Source organism: Psychrobacter namhaensis (genome assembly GCF_016107545.1).
GTDB classification, from domain to species: domain Bacteria; phylum Pseudomonadota; class Gammaproteobacteria; order Pseudomonadales; family Moraxellaceae; genus Psychrobacter; species Psychrobacter namhaensis.
This window is the reverse complement of record NZ_JABASS010000002.1, coordinates 84,960-100,705: the sequence shown is the minus strand read 5'-3', so window position 1 is coordinate 100,705 and position 15,746 is coordinate 84,960. Positions and strand designations below refer to the sequence as shown.

At 46.2% G+C, this 15,746-nt stretch carries 15 protein-coding genes; 8 read left to right on the top strand and 7 right to left on the bottom strand.

Annotated elements, in window-relative coordinates; genetic code table 11:
• The first annotated feature begins 106 nt into the window (after nucleotides 1–106).
• Together JFC06_RS02320 and JFC06_RS02315 are read left to right on the top strand one after the other, a co-directional pair.
• Nucleotides 107–1,060, top strand: a complete 954-nt coding sequence (locus JFC06_RS02320; RefSeq protein WP_198333834.1) for a MetQ/NlpA family ABC transporter substrate-binding protein — start codon at nucleotides 107–109, stop codon at nucleotides 1,058–1,060.
• Nucleotides 1,061–1,553: 493 nt separating this feature from the next.
• Nucleotides 1,554–2,402, top strand: a complete 849-nt coding sequence (locus JFC06_RS02315; protein WP_198333833.1) for an aldo/keto reductase — start codon at nucleotides 1,554–1,556, stop codon at nucleotides 2,400–2,402.
• Between the two features lie 81 nt (nucleotides 2,403–2,483).
• Here the strand turns inward: JFC06_RS02315 and ccmE are convergent, their stop codons facing one another.
• The 5 genes from ccmE to ccmA all read right to left on the bottom strand — a co-directional run bounded on the left by ccmE (nucleotide 2,484) and on the right by ccmA (nucleotide 5,874).
• Entirely contained in the window at nucleotides 2,484–2,984 is a 501-nt protein-coding gene (gene ccmE, locus JFC06_RS02310) for a cytochrome c maturation protein CcmE (protein ID WP_193005253.1), read from the bottom strand.
• Between the two features lie 242 nt (nucleotides 2,985–3,226).
• A complete protein-coding gene (gene ccmD, locus JFC06_RS02305; RefSeq protein ID WP_193005252.1) occupies nucleotides 3,227–3,448 on the bottom strand; it encodes a heme exporter protein CcmD in 222 nt (73 codons plus the stop codon).
• 16 nt (nucleotides 3,449–3,464) lie between these two features.
• Nucleotides 3,465–4,253 (bottom strand): heme ABC transporter permease CcmC, encoded by a 789-nt coding sequence (ccmC, locus tag JFC06_RS02300; protein WP_198333832.1) that lies wholly within the window; start codon nucleotides 4,251–4,253, stop codon nucleotides 3,465–3,467.
• A 198-nt stretch (nucleotides 4,254–4,451) separates the two neighbouring features.
• Complete coding sequence (locus JFC06_RS02295) at nucleotides 4,452–5,189, bottom strand: heme exporter protein CcmB (protein WP_198333831.1); 738 nt, start codon at nucleotides 5,187–5,189, stop codon at nucleotides 4,452–4,454.
• A 55-nt stretch (nucleotides 5,190–5,244) separates the two neighbouring features.
• Nucleotides 5,245–5,874: a heme ABC exporter ATP-binding protein CcmA gene (ccmA, locus tag JFC06_RS02290; RefSeq protein ID WP_198333830.1), complete on the bottom strand. Its 630-nt coding sequence runs from the start codon at nucleotides 5,872–5,874 to the stop codon at nucleotides 5,245–5,247.
• A 133-nt stretch (nucleotides 5,875–6,007) separates the two neighbouring features.
• Here ccmA and JFC06_RS02285 point away from each other — a divergent pair, with 133 nt between their 5' ends.
• The 4 genes from JFC06_RS02285 to JFC06_RS02270 all read left to right on the top strand — a co-directional run bounded on the left by JFC06_RS02285 (nucleotide 6,008) and on the right by JFC06_RS02270 (nucleotide 9,274).
• Nucleotides 6,008–7,108 (top strand): hypothetical protein, encoded by a 1,101-nt coding sequence (locus JFC06_RS02285; RefSeq protein WP_227670093.1) that lies wholly within the window; start codon nucleotides 6,008–6,010, stop codon nucleotides 7,106–7,108.
• Nucleotides 7,109–7,164: 56 nt separating this feature from the next.
• Nucleotides 7,165–7,980: a YbjN domain-containing protein gene (locus JFC06_RS02280; protein WP_193005248.1), complete on the top strand. Its 816-nt coding sequence runs from the start codon at nucleotides 7,165–7,167 to the stop codon at nucleotides 7,978–7,980.
• A gap of 115 nt (nucleotides 7,981–8,095) precedes the next feature.
• Nucleotides 8,096–9,013, top strand: coding sequence for a histone deacetylase family protein (locus JFC06_RS02275; protein WP_198333829.1), 918 nt, complete (start codon nucleotides 8,096–8,098; stop codon nucleotides 9,011–9,013).
• 54 nt (nucleotides 9,014–9,067) lie between these two features.
• Nucleotides 9,068–9,274: a DUF2905 domain-containing protein gene (locus JFC06_RS02270; protein ID WP_198333828.1), complete on the top strand. Its 207-nt coding sequence runs from the start codon at nucleotides 9,068–9,070 to the stop codon at nucleotides 9,272–9,274.
• Between the two features lie 27 nt (nucleotides 9,275–9,301).
• Here JFC06_RS02270 and JFC06_RS02265 read toward each other — a convergent pair whose 3' ends face one another.
• On the bottom strand, nucleotides 9,302–10,087 hold the full coding sequence (locus JFC06_RS02265; RefSeq protein WP_198333827.1) for a sulfite exporter TauE/SafE family protein: 786 nt from the start codon (nucleotides 10,085–10,087) through the stop codon (nucleotides 9,302–9,304).
• 48 nt (nucleotides 10,088–10,135) lie between these two features.
• Nucleotides 10,136–11,527, bottom strand: a complete 1,392-nt coding sequence (gene coaBC, locus JFC06_RS02260) for a bifunctional phosphopantothenoylcysteine decarboxylase/phosphopantothenate--cysteine ligase CoaBC (RefSeq protein WP_198333826.1) — start codon at nucleotides 11,525–11,527, stop codon at nucleotides 10,136–10,138.
• Nucleotides 11,528–11,655: 128 nt separating this feature from the next.
• Between coaBC and radC the strand changes: the two genes are divergently transcribed.
• Complete coding sequence (radC, locus tag JFC06_RS02255; protein WP_198333825.1) at nucleotides 11,656–12,339, top strand: RadC family protein; 684 nt, start codon at nucleotides 11,656–11,658, stop codon at nucleotides 12,337–12,339.
• A gap of 311 nt (nucleotides 12,340–12,650) precedes the next feature.
• Nucleotides 12,651–15,590, top strand: coding sequence for an acyl-CoA dehydrogenase (locus JFC06_RS02250; RefSeq protein WP_198333824.1), 2,940 nt, complete (start codon nucleotides 12,651–12,653; stop codon nucleotides 15,588–15,590).
• The last annotated feature ends 156 nt before the right edge of the window (nucleotides 15,591–15,746 follow it).

Below are 15,746 nucleotides of genomic sequence, written 5' to 3'. Positions count from 1 at the left end.
GTTACTAACTTAACACCCCTTAACTGAGCAGCATTAGTTTCTATAATGTTGCTTTTTTAATCGTCATATCTCCCCTCTATTCTCTGTCTCTTATTAAGGAAGTTCCATGAAATTAACAGATATCAGCCGTCAGTTAGCGACTGCATTTGCTGCTGTTGGCGTATCAAGCTTGGTTTTGGTCGGTTGCAACAACTCATCAGCACCAGAAGCTACTAAAGAAGCAGTTACCAATGGCACAACTGCAGAAACTGCCGCTAGTGATATTGATCCTGAGCATACAAAAATCGTCATTGGTACTACCGAAGGTGACTTTGCCGATATGGTACGTAACCAAGTGAAAAGCTCGCTTGAAGCGCAGGGCTATGAAGTTGAATTGGTGGCCTTTACAGACTACGTTCGCCCTAACCTTGCGTTGGCTGAAGGCGACTTAGACATTAATATTTTCCAGCATAAGCCCTACCTTGATACCTTCAAAAAAGAAAACAACCTGGATCTAGTCGAAGTGTTCCAAGTACCAACCGCACCCCTGGGTATCTATTCTGGTAAAAAGAGCAGCTTAAACGAAGCCTATAAAGGTATGAGCGTCTCTGCACCAAACGACCCAAGTAACTTTGCCCGCGCCCTTGTGATGATGGATGATCTTGGTTGGATTACGCTAAAAGACAACATCGACCCGTTGACTGCGTCAAAAACTGACATCGCTGATAACAGCAAATATGATATCGACATCGTTGAATTGGAAGCGGCGCAACTACCACGTGCTCGTGATGAAGTGGATTTCGCGGTTATCAATGGTAACTATGCCACAGACGCGGGTATCGAGCTGACTGAAGCGCTATTCCAAGAGCCAAGCTTTGCTTATGTTAACTGGTCAGCGATTAAGTCTGCTGATCAAGGCAAAAAATGGGTCGAAGATGTGACTAACGCTTATAACTCAGAAGCCTTTAAGAAATATGCTCACGAGACTTTCCCAGGGTATAAATATCCAAAAATCTGGGGCACAGATCACAGCGCCAACACTGATGCCGCTACTGCACCTGTAGAAACCACTGCTCAGTAAGGTTTTAGTTCAAAAATGCTCTAAATTTACTGGTCTCATGATAGTTATAAACGTCCATTGCTTAACGTAATGGGCGTTTTTTATGGGGCCAAATTTTGTATTTCTGTTTTTATTAACTGCTTGTCTCATCATTTATCCATTACCAAAAATGACGTTACAGCCTGTTTGTCCTTTGTAGGAAACCGTCAACCACCCTTTCTCTTTGTCTTAGTTAGTCCTATAGTGGATGAGCTAAATAGAAGCGCAGTCAAATTGAGCGCTACTATGACTGGCTTGCTATTATAGTCGATTCACTTTAAAAATGTGACGGCTCTACTGGTATGAATTTTATGAAGCCTCTGTCACGCTTGCGAACAGCCAGCGAGGGAAATTTATATCAGTAGAACACCATTAATGGATCGTACACTTTTATTCTGAACTGATTACACTGATAGTTAAAATCAGTTTTTGATTCGAAAAGAAATCAAAATCATAAAAACATAAGGATAATAATATGACTACTAAAACTTATAATATTCGTACCGCTGGCCAAGCAAATATCCCCGTACTGGGGCTGGGTACTTGGCAGTCGACTGGTCAGGACTGCGTTGATGTCGTTAAAAAAGCATTAGAGATGGGCTATGAGCATATTGATACTGCCCAAGCATATGACAATGAAAAAGAAGTCGGCCAAGGTATTAAACAGTCAGGGGTCGCTCGTGACAAGTTCTTTTTAACCACAAAAATCTTTCCTGATGATATGAAGTTTCAACCGGAGAAGTTGGCGGCAGCGGCTAAGCGTTCTCTAGAGAACCTAGATACCGACTATGTAGATCTTTTGCTATTACACTGGCCCGATGATCGCGTGCCATTGTCTGAAACTATGCCTGCATTGTGCGAGCTACAAAAACAAGGGTTAACGCGCCATATTGGTGTCTCGAACTTTAATATCGCCAATATTATCGAAGCAAAAAAGCATGCAGACGTGCCAATTGTGGTGAACCAAGTTGAGTTTCATCCCTTCATTAAGCAAAATACGTTACAAACTTTCTTAAACAACCATCATATTTTATTAGAAGCGTATTCACCTCTGGCACGTGGTGACGTGTTTGACAATGACATCATCAAAGAGATTGCTGATAAACACAAAGTAACCCCAGCTCAGATATCACTGGCGTGGATTTTGTCGGATAAACACCGTGTTGCTATTCCAAAAACCTCTAACCCTGATCACCTGCAGGGTAATCTTGACGCTGTTAATGTTGAGTTGAGTGCAGAAGAGCTAGATAAAATTGGCGGGTTGGCGCGCTCGGATGGCCGCAAGATTGAACATCCTGACTATAGCCCTGTATGGGATGACTAATAGCTAACTGCGATATAATACCATTAAAAAAGGCCACCGATGAGTCGGTGGCCTTTTCGTATTTAGATAAACAATCTGATACTACTGTTGCAGCGTTTGAGTCTCGTGAATTTTTTCAGCGGGATTATATTGCTCAGAAGGGGGAACTGCACCACTGCGATTGTTTTCTTTCATTGATTTGGCGACCTCAGGTGGCATATAGTTTTCATCATGCTTGGCCAATACTTCTCCTGCGACAAAGGTATCACCCTGCATTTTACCCGTGGCAACGACGCCTGAATTTTCAGCAAACAAGTCAGGCAAAATCCCTTGATAAGTCACGGGTACTGTCGATTGAAAATCAGTAATAGCAAACTCAACGTTCAGAGGATTGTCTGCTGCGCGCTGGACACTACCTGCAACGACCATACCACCAGCACGGATACGCTTGTCTTGTGGCGCTTCGCCTTGCGCAATGGCCGTAGCGTCAAAGTAGTAGTCGGTTTGTTGCCCAATGGCATAAATCACCAACACCACGGCTATCGCCGCGCCTGCAAGCGTAAACATAACCCACATCAGTTTTTTGCGCCGAACTGCGTTCATACCACTACCTCATTGATGAGTCCCTATTTTACAAATCACTCATCTGCAAAATAGAAAATATTAAAGAAACTACCATTAGAAAAACTTTTTAGGAATGTCTTTCTAATCGTACTCTTCTAATGGCTATATGATAGCATTTTTCGGACAAATCAATAAGTCCCATAGCCATTTATGAGGTGACACTGCTACAAATAAGACAAGGCAATTTTATGTGCTAAATCTATGATATTGAGTTAATTTTACTAACGAGAACGCTTGGTGACAGGCGTCGATGGTTTAGCAGTGCGCTGCGCTTGACGCGCCTGCTGGATAGTGAGCTGTTTGATAAGCGCTTGTCGCTGTCTGCGGCTATAAACAATAAAAGCCAGCATCATGCCAACCGTAATGGCCCAGCATGACCACACAAACACCCCATGCTCACCCATGGCGATAAACTCAGAGACGCTATAAAAATAGGGCTGCATAATATTTTCCTAGCCGTTATTTATGTTGACCACGGATGTACTCTTTCACCCACGCTTTACCTTGGTCACGCGACAAAATTAAGGTATTGGTACGATAAATTGCCAATGTCGCGACCAGTAAATAGCTGCCAATAATCATTAGTAATAATGGCATCCACATGTCTGCCGACATTTTTGGGGCAGCGGTTAAGGTAAAAGTCGCGCCTTGATGCAAGGTATTCCACCACTCTACTGAGTACTTGATAATAGGGAGATTCACCGCGCCAACAATCGATAGAATGGCCGCTGCTTTACCACGATTGGCGGTATGTTCAAAAGCGGCAAACAGTGCCATGACACCCGCATATAAAAATGCCAAAATCAGCATGGACGTCAAACGTGCATCCCAAACCCAATAAGTACCCCAAGTTGGTTTTGCCCAAATGGAGCCGGTTAGCAAACTGATGACACACAGCAAAAACCCCATCGGCGCCAGTGCTTGTGCGACCAGACTAGCCGTCTTAATCTTCCAAACTAAATAGATAACGCCTAACACGGCAAGCGCAAAATAGATAGAGATGGCAAGACTGGCTGCTGGAACGTGGATAAAAATAATACGATAGCTATTGCCCTGCAAGTAATCAGGCGGCGCAAAAGCAAGTCCCCACACACTACCGAGCAGTAGACACATACCAGCTAGTATCGCTAACCACTTCACCCAAGGCGCAAAAATACGGAAGAACTGCTTGGTACCCACAGTGGTCAAAAAGCCTTGCCAAATGCGTTGCCACAGGCTAGGAGATGAGACATTATTCAGGTTGGGCATGGGAATAAACCTATTGCGCAGCTTATGGCGGCAGGTGGGGCCCATCATGGACACTACTACCTGCTAACCTGCTGGCGTTAAACACTGGATAGAATCTACAAGGGATGTTTTATGTATTTGCTTGGCTATTATAGCAAAATTGCCAGTTTTCACCATGCTGTTAATACAAAGGGGTTTAATAAAACAGCTGATGTCGGTTTAATTAAGCCACGCCATTTTTAAGGTCAACGCAATCACCCACGGCATGACCAAGACTGACACAATACTACCTGCCAATAACAAGGCCAATATAGGCAAACCATTAAGACCGGTGGCAAACAAATCAACCGCACCCGTCGCAAAAATCAACACGGGCAGTTGCATGGGCAACGCAATCAAAGGCACCAGCACCGCGCCATTTTTCAATGATAACGTCAAGCTACTAGCGACCGCTGATAGCATCAAGAGCATTGGGCTACCCGTAACGATAGAGGCCATCAGTATCCACGCCTCAAACCAACTGAGTTGGAATAAAGGAACGGCGAGCAAACTTAATGCTGCCACAATACCACTACTAAATATCCAGTGAATCGCTAAGCGAATCAATACCCATAACGGTAGTGACGCTTTGGCGACGACCAATTGCGCCAATGTGCCATTATCAAGGGCAGGCTTAAACAACCCATCAACCCCCATCACGAGCGATAGCAGAGCGGCGATCCACACGGCAGACACCCCAAGTCGTTGCAATAATGCAGGCTCACTGCCAACCGCTAACGGAAACAAAGTAATAATCACCAAAAACAGGACCAAAGGATACAGCCACTGCACGGCCCCTTGCTGCTTAACTTGCCATTCGCGCCGCCATAACTGCGTAAAGCTGATACCACGCGCTGTGACTTCGAGAGTGTGTGAGCTGTTATTCATCGCTTGTGTCGTACTGTCTGTTTGTGACATCTATTTGCTCTTCTGCTTATCGCACTTATATTATAGTTGGCACGAAATAAAATACCTAAACCATATACTCGGTCAAATCGAGCACTTGATTGGCCACACCAACCGCTTGATGACTGGTCATTAGTATCGCCCCACCCGCATTGGCAAAATCTCGCAGTCTGTCTTCCATCCGTGCCACCATATCGACATCAAGAGCGGTAAAAGGCTCATCAAGTAACCATAACGGTGTCACATCAGGCGTCAATAAATATAACCGCGCCAGAGTGATACGGCGGGTTTGACCTGCGGATAAATGGCTTGAGCTGAGGGTCTCAAACCCTTGCAACCCCACCCAAGTGAGGGCCTCATCGATATCAGCAGGACTTGGTGTGAGGCCATACAGATTCAGCAAAAACGTTAGGTTCTGTGCAACAGTGAGATTGGGGTGAATGCCCAGTTGATGCGACACATATAACGGCTGAATGGGCAAGGTTGCCGCTCCTTGATAAACCACCTCACCTGTCAGTACTGGCAGTAGTCCAGCCAGCTGCATCAGTAGCGTCGTCTTACCCGTACCATTTGCACCGATCAGATGACAAATGCTACCAGCAGACAAATGGAGCGTGACCGCTTCACACAGCGGGATTTCACCACGCTGAACCGTCAGCTCATCAAGCACCAGTAAGGGGGTAGCCAAAGCCGTCATCAAAACCTCTCGTTATTTATCAAGCGGCAGTCAATATTCATCACAAACACATACGCTGTTCATGGCATAATACTTTATGCTTACTACAAACACACAGTATAACAAATTGTCGATTACTATGACCTCAAAACCTATGCAGACTTCAAAAGATAGCCAAAACCAAATACCCAAAGTAGATGCTGAACACAAGATAGACCTTGCAAACAGCCACTCTCAAGCAAGCTTAGCAAGTACAAGCTTAACCATAGACCGCTTGATCGACGCCCAAGTTGCTTTTATGCAGGAGTGGTTACGCAAGCAAGCGGAACCTTTGAGTGGGGAGGCTTGGCAGTGGTTTGGTGAGCAGTCGTTAAATAAATATCTCAGCCGTGACCATTTGCAACACTTGGTGAATGATTGGCTCCTCAATCAGCCAATCAGTGACGTGGTGCGCACCGACATTCGCGATATTTTGCATACCGTTATTTATCACCCCGTCAATGACAACGTGCCATTGTCTGAGTTGGTCGATGACACACAGGTTGAAACCCTTGCCAATTATGTAGGTAGCCACGAGCAGCAGCGCAATGTCTTAATCCATACACTGGTCGGCAATGAAACCTTTGCAGACTTGCTGACACAAACGCTGTACCACGCCATCAATGACTTTATGGAAACCACGCTCGATAAAGCAGGCGGCGTTGGTAAGCTAATGAAACTTGGGCGCAGCTCTTTTGAAAAGGCCACTAACAGAAATCTTGACGAAAAGCTGCAGGCGTATTTGCACCGCAATATTAAGGATTTAGCGCGCCGAGCAGAAACCAATGCGCAAGAACACTTATCAAATGAAGAAGTCGCGCGACTATTGGTCACGGGTTGGGCACGGATCAAAGAGCAGCCTGTCAGCCATCTACAAACTTATTTGCGCGATGACCCTGATAACAGCAGTATCCGTCATATTGAAGCCAGTATTCAGCAAAGCTATAACCGCCTGCGCATGTCGCCTTACTTACATAGCCTCGTGGCAGCCAGTATCGATACTTGGTATGGTAATCATCAAGCAGATACTATGGCTACCATCGCCGCAAGTTTACACATTGACGAGCAGGCCATGACGCAACTTAGTACAGCGCTACTGCCTATAGTACAGGATGTGCTTGACAGTTCGTGGTTTACGGCACATATTCGTGAGATGCTACAAGCGTTTTATAACCAGCCCGCTATCAAAGAGAGTTTAATGACTAGTAGCGAGTAACTGACCGTTTTAAGGTATATCAGTCTTTAATATCATTTATTTGTCAGCACCCTATTATGAGCCAACGTAATACACTCAGCTTATGGCAAAAACTCAAACGGTTACTGACTGCCTCAGCGCCGACGTCTGTTGCTGATGGTGAAGATAAGCCACCACAGTTATCAGCAAATGACACCGATACGACTCACTCAGACACTGATAGCCAAAAAAGTAGTGAGAAAGGTGGCGACGATAAAAGCACCTTTGACGGCGATGCCGAGGCTGGCTCTGCCCCTGATACTAAAAATAACAGCCAGCCCTCTGAAAATGACGGCTCTAACCGCACGAAACATCGCCAGCACAGCGACACCCCCATCGTCGATATCCTAAAACAGTACTTCAGCAGCAAACAGTGGCACTACACTCATTATCGACCCAAAACCAATGACCACCAGCAATCGCATCATTTATCATTAAGGATGCGTCATAGACAACTAAACTGCGGCTACTTGTTTCGCGTACAAGAGAAAAACAAACTGTTAGCCGTTTATGGGATCTTGCCGTTTTTGATACCAGAGAGTCATCAAAACGCCGCGATGCTACTGATCACGCAAATCAATTACGACATGCTCATCGGTAGTCTAGAAATGGATGTCAATGATGGCGAGATACGCTACAAAAATGCCATCGATGTTGAAGTAGTCGGCATTAATGACGTCACGATTGAACACTTACTGCAAAGCGTGATCGCCATGACCACGGTCGCTCATGAGTTATTTTTTAACTTGGTGAATCATCAAGATCCTGCCGAAGATTTACAAACACTGATGTTGGAGCTACGCCAACAGGTAGATTCGCGCACGTTCTTTTTGCCAACCCAGTTCGTTCAATAAAGCCTGGCTTAAAATACGTATCAGCCACTTTTATGCTGTCTTATCACCCCCTGACGCATCAGTCTCTTATTGTCCAAACGCTCAAACACCTCTAAAAAAGAAGTCTTGTAAAACTATGCTAAAAATTGCCTACTCTGACATTTTTCGTTACTCGGTACCTGAAAAGCACCGCTTCCCTATGCAAAAATACACCATGATTCCTGAGCGTCTAGTGGCGGAAGGCACGATCAGTACCGATAACTTTTTTGCCCCTGACCGCCTAAGTGAAGATGAGATCTTGTCCACGCATACGGCAGACTACTGGCAGCAACTAAAAACCCAAACACTACCAAGAAAAGAAGCACGAGCCATTGGCTTTGAGATGACGCCAGCGCTGGTAGAACGCGGCCGTTATATTGCCCACGCAACTTATGAATGTGCGCTGTATGCGCAGCAGTATGGCGTGGCAATGAATGTCGCGGGCGGTACGCACCATGCCTTTGCCGACCATGGCGAAGGGTTTTGTGTCTTCAATGATGTGTGCATCGCCAGCAATTTGTTACTAAATCGCGGACAGGCGCAAAGGATTTTGATTATTGACTTGGATGTCCATCAAGGCAATGGTAACGCCAGTATCATGGCGGATGAATCGCGCGTTTTTGTCTTTAGTATGCATGGTGGCAAAAACTACCCGTTCCGTAAGCAAAAATCAGACTTAGACATTGAGTTAGATAACGAGACGGGCGATAAGGAATACTTACAGATTTTGACAAGCACGCTACCGCGCTTAATCAATGAGTTTGGGCCAGACATGATATTTTATCAATCCGCTGTCGATGTGCTCGCGACGGACAAATTGGGCAAACTGGCACTGACCCTAGACGGCTGCAAAGCCCGTGATGAATACGTGTTGCGTCAAGCGAAATCTGCCAACATTCCTGTCGCTATCGTGATGGGAGGCGGTTACTCAGAAGACATCGAAGATGTGGTAGAGGCGCATTGCAATACGTTTCGTTTGGCACAGCAGATTTATTTTGGTGAGATGGCGGGTTAGTACGGAGGCTTAACCTCTGACGAATGAATGTATAACGTCATAAGGCAGATTTATATGGCAAAAATATTGATAGGATTGGGCATTGTACTGGTTATTATCGGGGTGATTTGGCTGTGGTTTCCAAGTGCGTTTTCGTGGATAGGTAACCTGCCAGGCGATATCAAACACACGTCAGGCAACACGCGAGTATACTTTCCCGTGGTCACCATGATCGTGATCAGTGTCGTCGCGACCATCATATTGAATTTATTTAATCGTTAACTGTCCTTTTAATCGTTAACTGTATTCTTATGACAAAATCGCCGCCATCCCTTGCCAGCCGACACGAATCCCAAGCACAGTTAAAATCAATAAAATAAGCTGACGAAAGCGTGCTTGCGGTAAATACCGACGTAAGCGAATGCCAACCAAAAGAGCCGCGATAGACAATACGCTAAGTAAAGCAATCAGCTGCCATTCGCCATGACTCAGGGCCATGATAGGCTCACGTAAGACGATGATTTGGGCGACTTTGCCCAAGAAGTAGCACATATTGCCGACTTTGGCGATCGTGTTTTTATCATTGCTTGCAGACAATAAGTACATCATCAGTATGGTCGACATGGCATTGGTCGCCCCGCCAACGACGCCCGCGCTAAAGCCAACGATAACTAGCACAGGTTTGGTATCAGGTAAGCGAATCTGCTTACCCAGTAAGCTGCTCATCACATAAAAACCAATGACCGCAGCCAATACCAATAGGATATAAGCGCTATCTACCCATAACAGTAGCTTAGCGCCCAAAACACTACCGAGTAAGCTGGTTAAAGCAAGCAACCAATAGCGTCGACCGTAATAAGTGAAGTTTTGCCAAATCGTGCGACCGCCACCCGCCAGCCATGTCATCACATTGAGTAATAGCGATGGAAAAATAACTAAGACAATGGCATGTGGTAATGGATACATGCTGGCAAGCGCAGTGGTCGTCACCAAAGTCACACCCAGTCCGCTAATGCCATGCAGCAGTGACGCCAGCGCAAAGATCGCAAGTAACAATAACGTCTGTGTGCTATCGCTACCGGCTAGGCCGGTCATGTTTTTCGCACCATTCTAGGCTGACGGCCTATAACCATAACGACACAACTAGCCATTTTGACGATGCCAGATTGTCTCACCAATGAGGCTAGCCAATTGCTCAGCAATCTTATCCTTGCTGGTTTTTTCCAGTGTGATCGCCTCACGCTCGTAACGCTCAGAGAAAAACACTTGCATGGCGTTGTCATTACTGGCAAAGCCAATGTCTTTGCGCGAAACGTCATTACAAGCAATCAAGTCTAAGTTTTTAGACGCAAGTTTACCACGAGCATAATGCTCGACGTCTTGCGTCTCTGCGGCAAATCCAACGACAAATAGTGCAGGATGAGCAAGCGAAATAGTCGCCAAAATATCGGGGTTTTTGACCAAACTGAGCGTCATAGCCTCTTGCGTTTTTTTGATTTTTTGGGGGGCTGCCTCTTCGGTGCGATAGTCAGCCACGGCTGCTGTCGCAATAAAAATATCAGCGGCACGCGCGTTGTCATCGGTGACAGCCGCATGATGGCTATGTTGCTCTTTATGCTCATCGTTTTGCTGCTCATAATGATTGTCACCGCAATCACAGTCACCATGATGATGTTCATGGTCGTGAGTATGAGCGTGTTCCTCTTCAGACAAGAGCGATAGCACGCTATGTGTGCCATCCACGCATTGCTGTGCCGCGAGCAACATCTCTTTGGCAGACAACACGTCTATGCGTGTGACATTCAGTGGTGTGGATAGGGTGACTTTGCCGCCAGCAATTAAAACAACCTCTGCCCCTGCCGCCACACAAGCGCGCGCTAACGCAAATCCCATTTTGCCAGTAGAGTGATTGGACAAATAGCGCACGGGATCAATGGCTTCAACTGTCGCGCCTGCAGTAATGACGACCCTTTTTCCTGCCAGCAGTTGCGGCGTGGTTTGCATGGCATTAAATAACAGTATCTCGGCCAATAGTTGCTCAGGCTCCGGTAGTCGCCCCGCGCCCACATCACCACAGGCTTGCTCACCACTTGCAGGCTGGATAATCTGATAATTCATATCACGCAAGGTTTGGACGTTCAGATTCACCGCTGGATGCGCCCACATCTGCTGGTTCATCGCGGGTGCAATAATAACAGGGGCCGCCGTGGCCAGGCAAACAGTGGTCAATAAGTCATCAGCCATCCCCATTGCGAGTCGGGCGAGCGTATTGGCGGATGCTGGCGCAATAACGATTAAATCTGCCCATTTAGCCAGTTCAATATGCCCCATTCCTGCTTCCGCTTGCTCATCGAGTAGTGAGATATGCACCTCATTACCAGTCAAGGCTTGCAATGTCAAAGGGGTGATAAATGCTTGGGCGCCTGTGGTCATGATGACGCGCACATCAAAACCCGCCTTGATTAACAAGCGGGCAAAAGTAGCAGATTTATAAGCGGCGATACCGCCAGTGATAGCAAGCACGATATTGGACATAAGCATGGCATCAATAAAAAAGGTGAAAGATAAAATTGCGCTTATAGTAACAATTATGAGATAAATTGGGTAAGATTTTCTATATTTAACGGCGGTATTTGCCAGCAATTCCTAATCAAGGAGCGACAATGGCCATTAAAGACTGGCATGAAGACGACCGACCACGCGAAAAACTACTGAGATTTGGGGCAGCCCATCTGACCGATGCAGAAATTTTGGCGATATTTTTACGCACAGGTACCCAGTCGCAATCAGCAATTGAGCTGGCTCGTCATCTCATTGAGCAATTTGGCAGCTTGGCAGAGCTTTTGGCTGCCCCGCAGGACATTGTTCTGTCTTGTCATGGTATCGGCCCTGCTAAATACTCGCAGATATTAGCATCGCTTGAGATGGGGACACGCTATTTAGACAGTAAGCTCAAAACCGGTCAGGCACTCGGGCGCTCACAAGTGGTTAAAGATTACATCAGTACGCAACTGCGCGGTGAGCATCGCGAGGTCTTTGCTGTGCTCTGTTTGGACAACGCGCTCACTCTTTTAAACTTTGAGATACTGTTTACAGGCGGTATCTCATCGTGCTCAGTCTGTGTTAAGCACGTACTACGCCACGCTTTGAGTCACGCAGCCAGTCAGCTAATTATCGCTCACAACCACCCACACACCGATGCTCAGCCCTCCACTGCAGACAATATATTGACCAGCGAGCTAAAAAAAGCCTGTGATTTATTAGACATCGCGCTTGTTGATCATATTATCGTCGGACGTAATGAAACATTGTCTTATGCTGAAAGCGGCTTGGCACCTTTTAATTAGGGCATCTTGATACATATTGTCGACACAGCGTAGCACTTTAGCTCTTGATAGTCACCGACAACTGTTTCATATTATTAGCCAGTTTTGTCTTTTATGGAGTTGGTTTTTATGAGCCCTTTATCAGTACAACGGTAGCAGGCAATGTAACCCTTTAAAATCAGTTGTACAACGTGCTATAACATTAACAGCGACATCTGTTTTAACTTGGTCATAAGTCACTCAAACGTCAGAAAAAAAACAACTATATTTGTCCAAAATTTTTTATTCATACATGTTTACGCTTTTGGTTCAGCGTTATAAAGGAGATAGTCATGGCAGTTGGCTTATTTATTTTGGCAGTCATCATTCAGTTAGCCATGGTCTTGGCCATCTTTTTGTTGTCCTTGTCACGCGTCACTGGCAGCATTGTCGCCCTTATTACCGTCATCGTAACCGCGATCATCAGTCCTTGGTCACTCATTTTAGGCATACCCATCGCCCTACTCTGTTTGGTTCTACTCATCGCCCCTCTACGCCAATCCTTAATTACTAAGCCTGTTTATAAGGCTCTAGGCGGCGCTATGCCTAGTATGAGCGACACTGAGCGTGAGGCGCTCGATGCTGGAACCAGCTGGTGGGAAAAAGAGCTGTTTATGGGGGCCCCAAACTGGGATACCTTTGCCAAATACCCTTATCCAGAACTGTCAGCAGAAGAGCAAAGCTTTATTGATAACGAAGTAGAAACGCTCTGTGCCATGCTCGATGAGTGGAAGATCCAGCATAAAGATAAAAAACTGTCACCTGAAGCGTGGCAATTTATCAAAAGCAATGGCTTTTTGGGCTTAATCATCCCAAAAGAGTTTGGTGGCCTAGAATTTAGCTCTTATGCGCAAAGCCGTGTCATGAGTAAGATCGCGTCGCGCTCACCGACTGCCGCTGTGACTTGTATGGTACCAAACTCACTCGGCCCTGGTGAGCTTCTGATGCACTATGGGACGGATGAACAAAAACAACGTTGGTTGCCGGGTTTAGCAAAAGGCGATGAAGTCCCTTGCTTTGGTTTGACAGGCCCTGAGGCAGGCTCCGATGCAGGCGCTATTCCTGACACAGGCGTGGTCTGCTACTGCATGCATGAAGGCGAGCAAGTGCTTGGCCTACGCATGAACTTCTCCAAACGTTGGATCACCTTAGCACCTATCGCCACTGTGGTTGGTCTGGCCTTTAAAATGCACGATCCAGAAGGTCTGCTTGGTAATCCTCAAAAGACCGATTATGGGATTACCTGTGCGCTGGTTCCTGCCAGCCACAAAGGCGTTATTATAGGCCCACGTCACAATCCTATCGGCTCACCATTTATGAATGGTACCGTCGATGGTAAAGACGTCTTTATCCCCTTAGATTACATCATCGGCGGCGTTGAAAATGCAGGTCGCGGTTGGCGCATGCTGATGGAATGCCTAGGCGTTGGCCGTGGTATCTCCTTACCTGCGCTATCCACCTCAGCCAGTGAAATGACGTATTTGTCTGTCGGGGCTTTTGCTAAAGTGCGCGAACAGTTTAAAATTTCGGTTGGTAAGTTCGAAGGCGTACAGGATGCCACCAGCCGTATGGCCAGTAACACTTATATGCTAGAAGCGTTCCGTCATCTGGTTACTTGCGGGCTAAACCAAGGGGGTACGCCATCGGTGATGACCGCAATGGCTAAGTACTATGCGACTGAAACCATGCGCAGTGTGGTCAATGATGGGATGGATGTCGTTGGTGGTCGTGCTGTACAGATGGGTCCACGTAACTTCTTGGCGACGCCTTATCAAGCCATTCCGGTGTCTATCACCGTTGAGGGCGCCAATATCTTGACACGCTCACTGATGATCTTTGGGCAAGGGGCCATGCGCTGCCACCCTTATCTATTTGATGAGCTGCAACTGCTACAAAGTGACGACAAAGCAAGTGCCACTAAGAAATTCGATACGCTCTTTTTTAAACATTTGGGCTATACCTTTAACCGCGGGGCAAAAGCCTTTGTCGCAGGGTATGTCGGTGGCAGTAATCACGCACCAAGTTTTGCGGATGGCTTTACCCGTCCCTACTATAAGCATATCAATCGCTTAAGTGCGAGTTTTGCTTTGACGGCCGATATGGCGTTAGGGTTACTGGCCGGTGATTTAAAACGTAAAGAGATGCTCTCTGGTCGCTTAGCCGACATTCATGGTCATTTATTTATTAGCACTGCTATTTTGCAGTTTTATGAGTATGGCACTAAGTCAGACGCTGAACGCTTGCATGCCGAAGTGGCGCTACAAAATAGCTTTTATACGATTCAAGAAGCCTTTTTGTCACTCTTTGCCAACTTCCCAAATCGCATGGCAGCCAGCTTGGTCAGCTTTGTGACTTTCCCAAGTGGTCGTATCTTTACGCCGCCAGACGATGAGCTAAAACGCAAACTGGGTGATACCTTCATGGATGATTTTGCGGCCAACCCATTCCGTGACTATCTCAAAACCATGGTTTATTACAATACCGAAGCAGACGATGTCACGGGGCGCATGGAGCATGCCTATCAAACACTGCTCGATATAGAACCTTTATGGCAGAAGTTTAAAAAAGCGGAGCATAAAGACAGCTTTGAAGGCCTTACGTTTGAAGATCACGTGGTCTATGCCAGCCAAAACGGTGACATTACCGAAGAAGAAGCGGAAGTGCTCATTCAATACAATGCTTTGCGCTTTGATTCTCTATTGACCGATGTGTTCGACAAGCATCTATCGCAAGCACAAGAACGTGATAATCCACACAGCCTCGATAACGCAGTACAACAACTGACGGACTATGCGCAGCTAAAAAATGAGGCGCAAGCCAGAAACGGGATTGCGACGACTGATGGGAGCGCATCTGATAACATGGCTGCCACTGCCACTAATGATGAGACTGGTGACGCTAACCCCAATCACGGTTATGAGAGTGATGGTGATGTAGAAATGGTCTCTGAGCAAGATACGGCTCAAGAAGTGCGCACCCAGACCGACTTTGTTGACGCCAATCCTGATGCCGAAGCGCTTGACCATCGTCATCGTGACGCAGAGTCACACTTAAATGAACGCATGAGTAACAACCACAGTCTACATAGATCTAGCGCCGATAATCCTGAACACTTAGACCATACAGAAAGACCTGAAAACGTAGAGGTGACTCAAGACACAGTAGAAAGATCTTCTACCAGTGATAGCAAGTGGCATGATGGTCTACGTCGTGATGAAAATGATAAGGTATAAAAAAGTATAGAGAAAAATAGGATTTACATAAGATGCTGATAATGATGACTTTTAAACACGCTACACATTTTATGTAGTACCTTCTTATAATTCAGCTTAAAAAGACTGTCCAGTTTGGGCGGTCTTTTTTTATAAACGACCATTTTTAATGATCCA

Coding starts and splice junctions, on each gene's coding strand:
- JFC06_RS02320 (WP_198333834.1), top strand. CDS start 107: ATGAAATTAACAGATATCAGCCGTCAGTTAGCGACTGCATTTGCTGCT.
- JFC06_RS02315 (WP_198333833.1), top strand. CDS start 1,554: ATGACTACTAAAACTTATAATATTCGTACCGCTGGCCAAGCAAATATC.
- ccmE (WP_193005253.1), bottom strand. CDS start 2,984: ATGAACGCAGTTCGGCGCAAAAAACTGATGTGGGTTATGTTTACGCTT.
- ccmD (WP_193005252.1), bottom strand. CDS start 3,448: ATGCAGCCCTATTTTTATAGCGTCTCTGAGTTTATCGCCATGGGTGAG.
- ccmC (WP_198333832.1), bottom strand. CDS start 4,253: ATGCCCAACCTGAATAATGTCTCATCTCCTAGCCTGTGGCAACGCATT.
- JFC06_RS02295 (WP_198333831.1), bottom strand. CDS start 5,189: ATGTCACAAACAGACAGTACGACACAAGCGATGAATAACAGCTCACAC.
- ccmA (WP_198333830.1), bottom strand. CDS start 5,874: ATGACGGCTTTGGCTACCCCCTTACTGGTGCTTGATGAGCTGACGGTT.
- JFC06_RS02285 (WP_227670093.1), top strand. CDS start 6,008: ATGCAGACTTCAAAAGATAGCCAAAACCAAATACCCAAAGTAGATGCT.
- JFC06_RS02280 (WP_193005248.1), top strand. CDS start 7,165: ATGAGCCAACGTAATACACTCAGCTTATGGCAAAAACTCAAACGGTTA.
- JFC06_RS02275 (WP_198333829.1), top strand. CDS start 8,096: ATGCTAAAAATTGCCTACTCTGACATTTTTCGTTACTCGGTACCTGAA.
- JFC06_RS02270 (WP_198333828.1), top strand. CDS start 9,068: ATGGCAAAAATATTGATAGGATTGGGCATTGTACTGGTTATTATCGGG.
- JFC06_RS02265 (WP_198333827.1), bottom strand. CDS start 10,087: ATGACCGGCCTAGCCGGTAGCGATAGCACACAGACGTTATTGTTACTT.
- coaBC (WP_198333826.1), bottom strand. CDS start 11,527: ATGTCCAATATCGTGCTTGCTATCACTGGCGGTATCGCCGCTTATAAA.
- radC (WP_198333825.1), top strand. CDS start 11,656: ATGGCCATTAAAGACTGGCATGAAGACGACCGACCACGCGAAAAACTA.
- JFC06_RS02250 (WP_198333824.1), top strand. CDS start 12,651: ATGGCAGTTGGCTTATTTATTTTGGCAGTCATCATTCAGTTAGCCATG.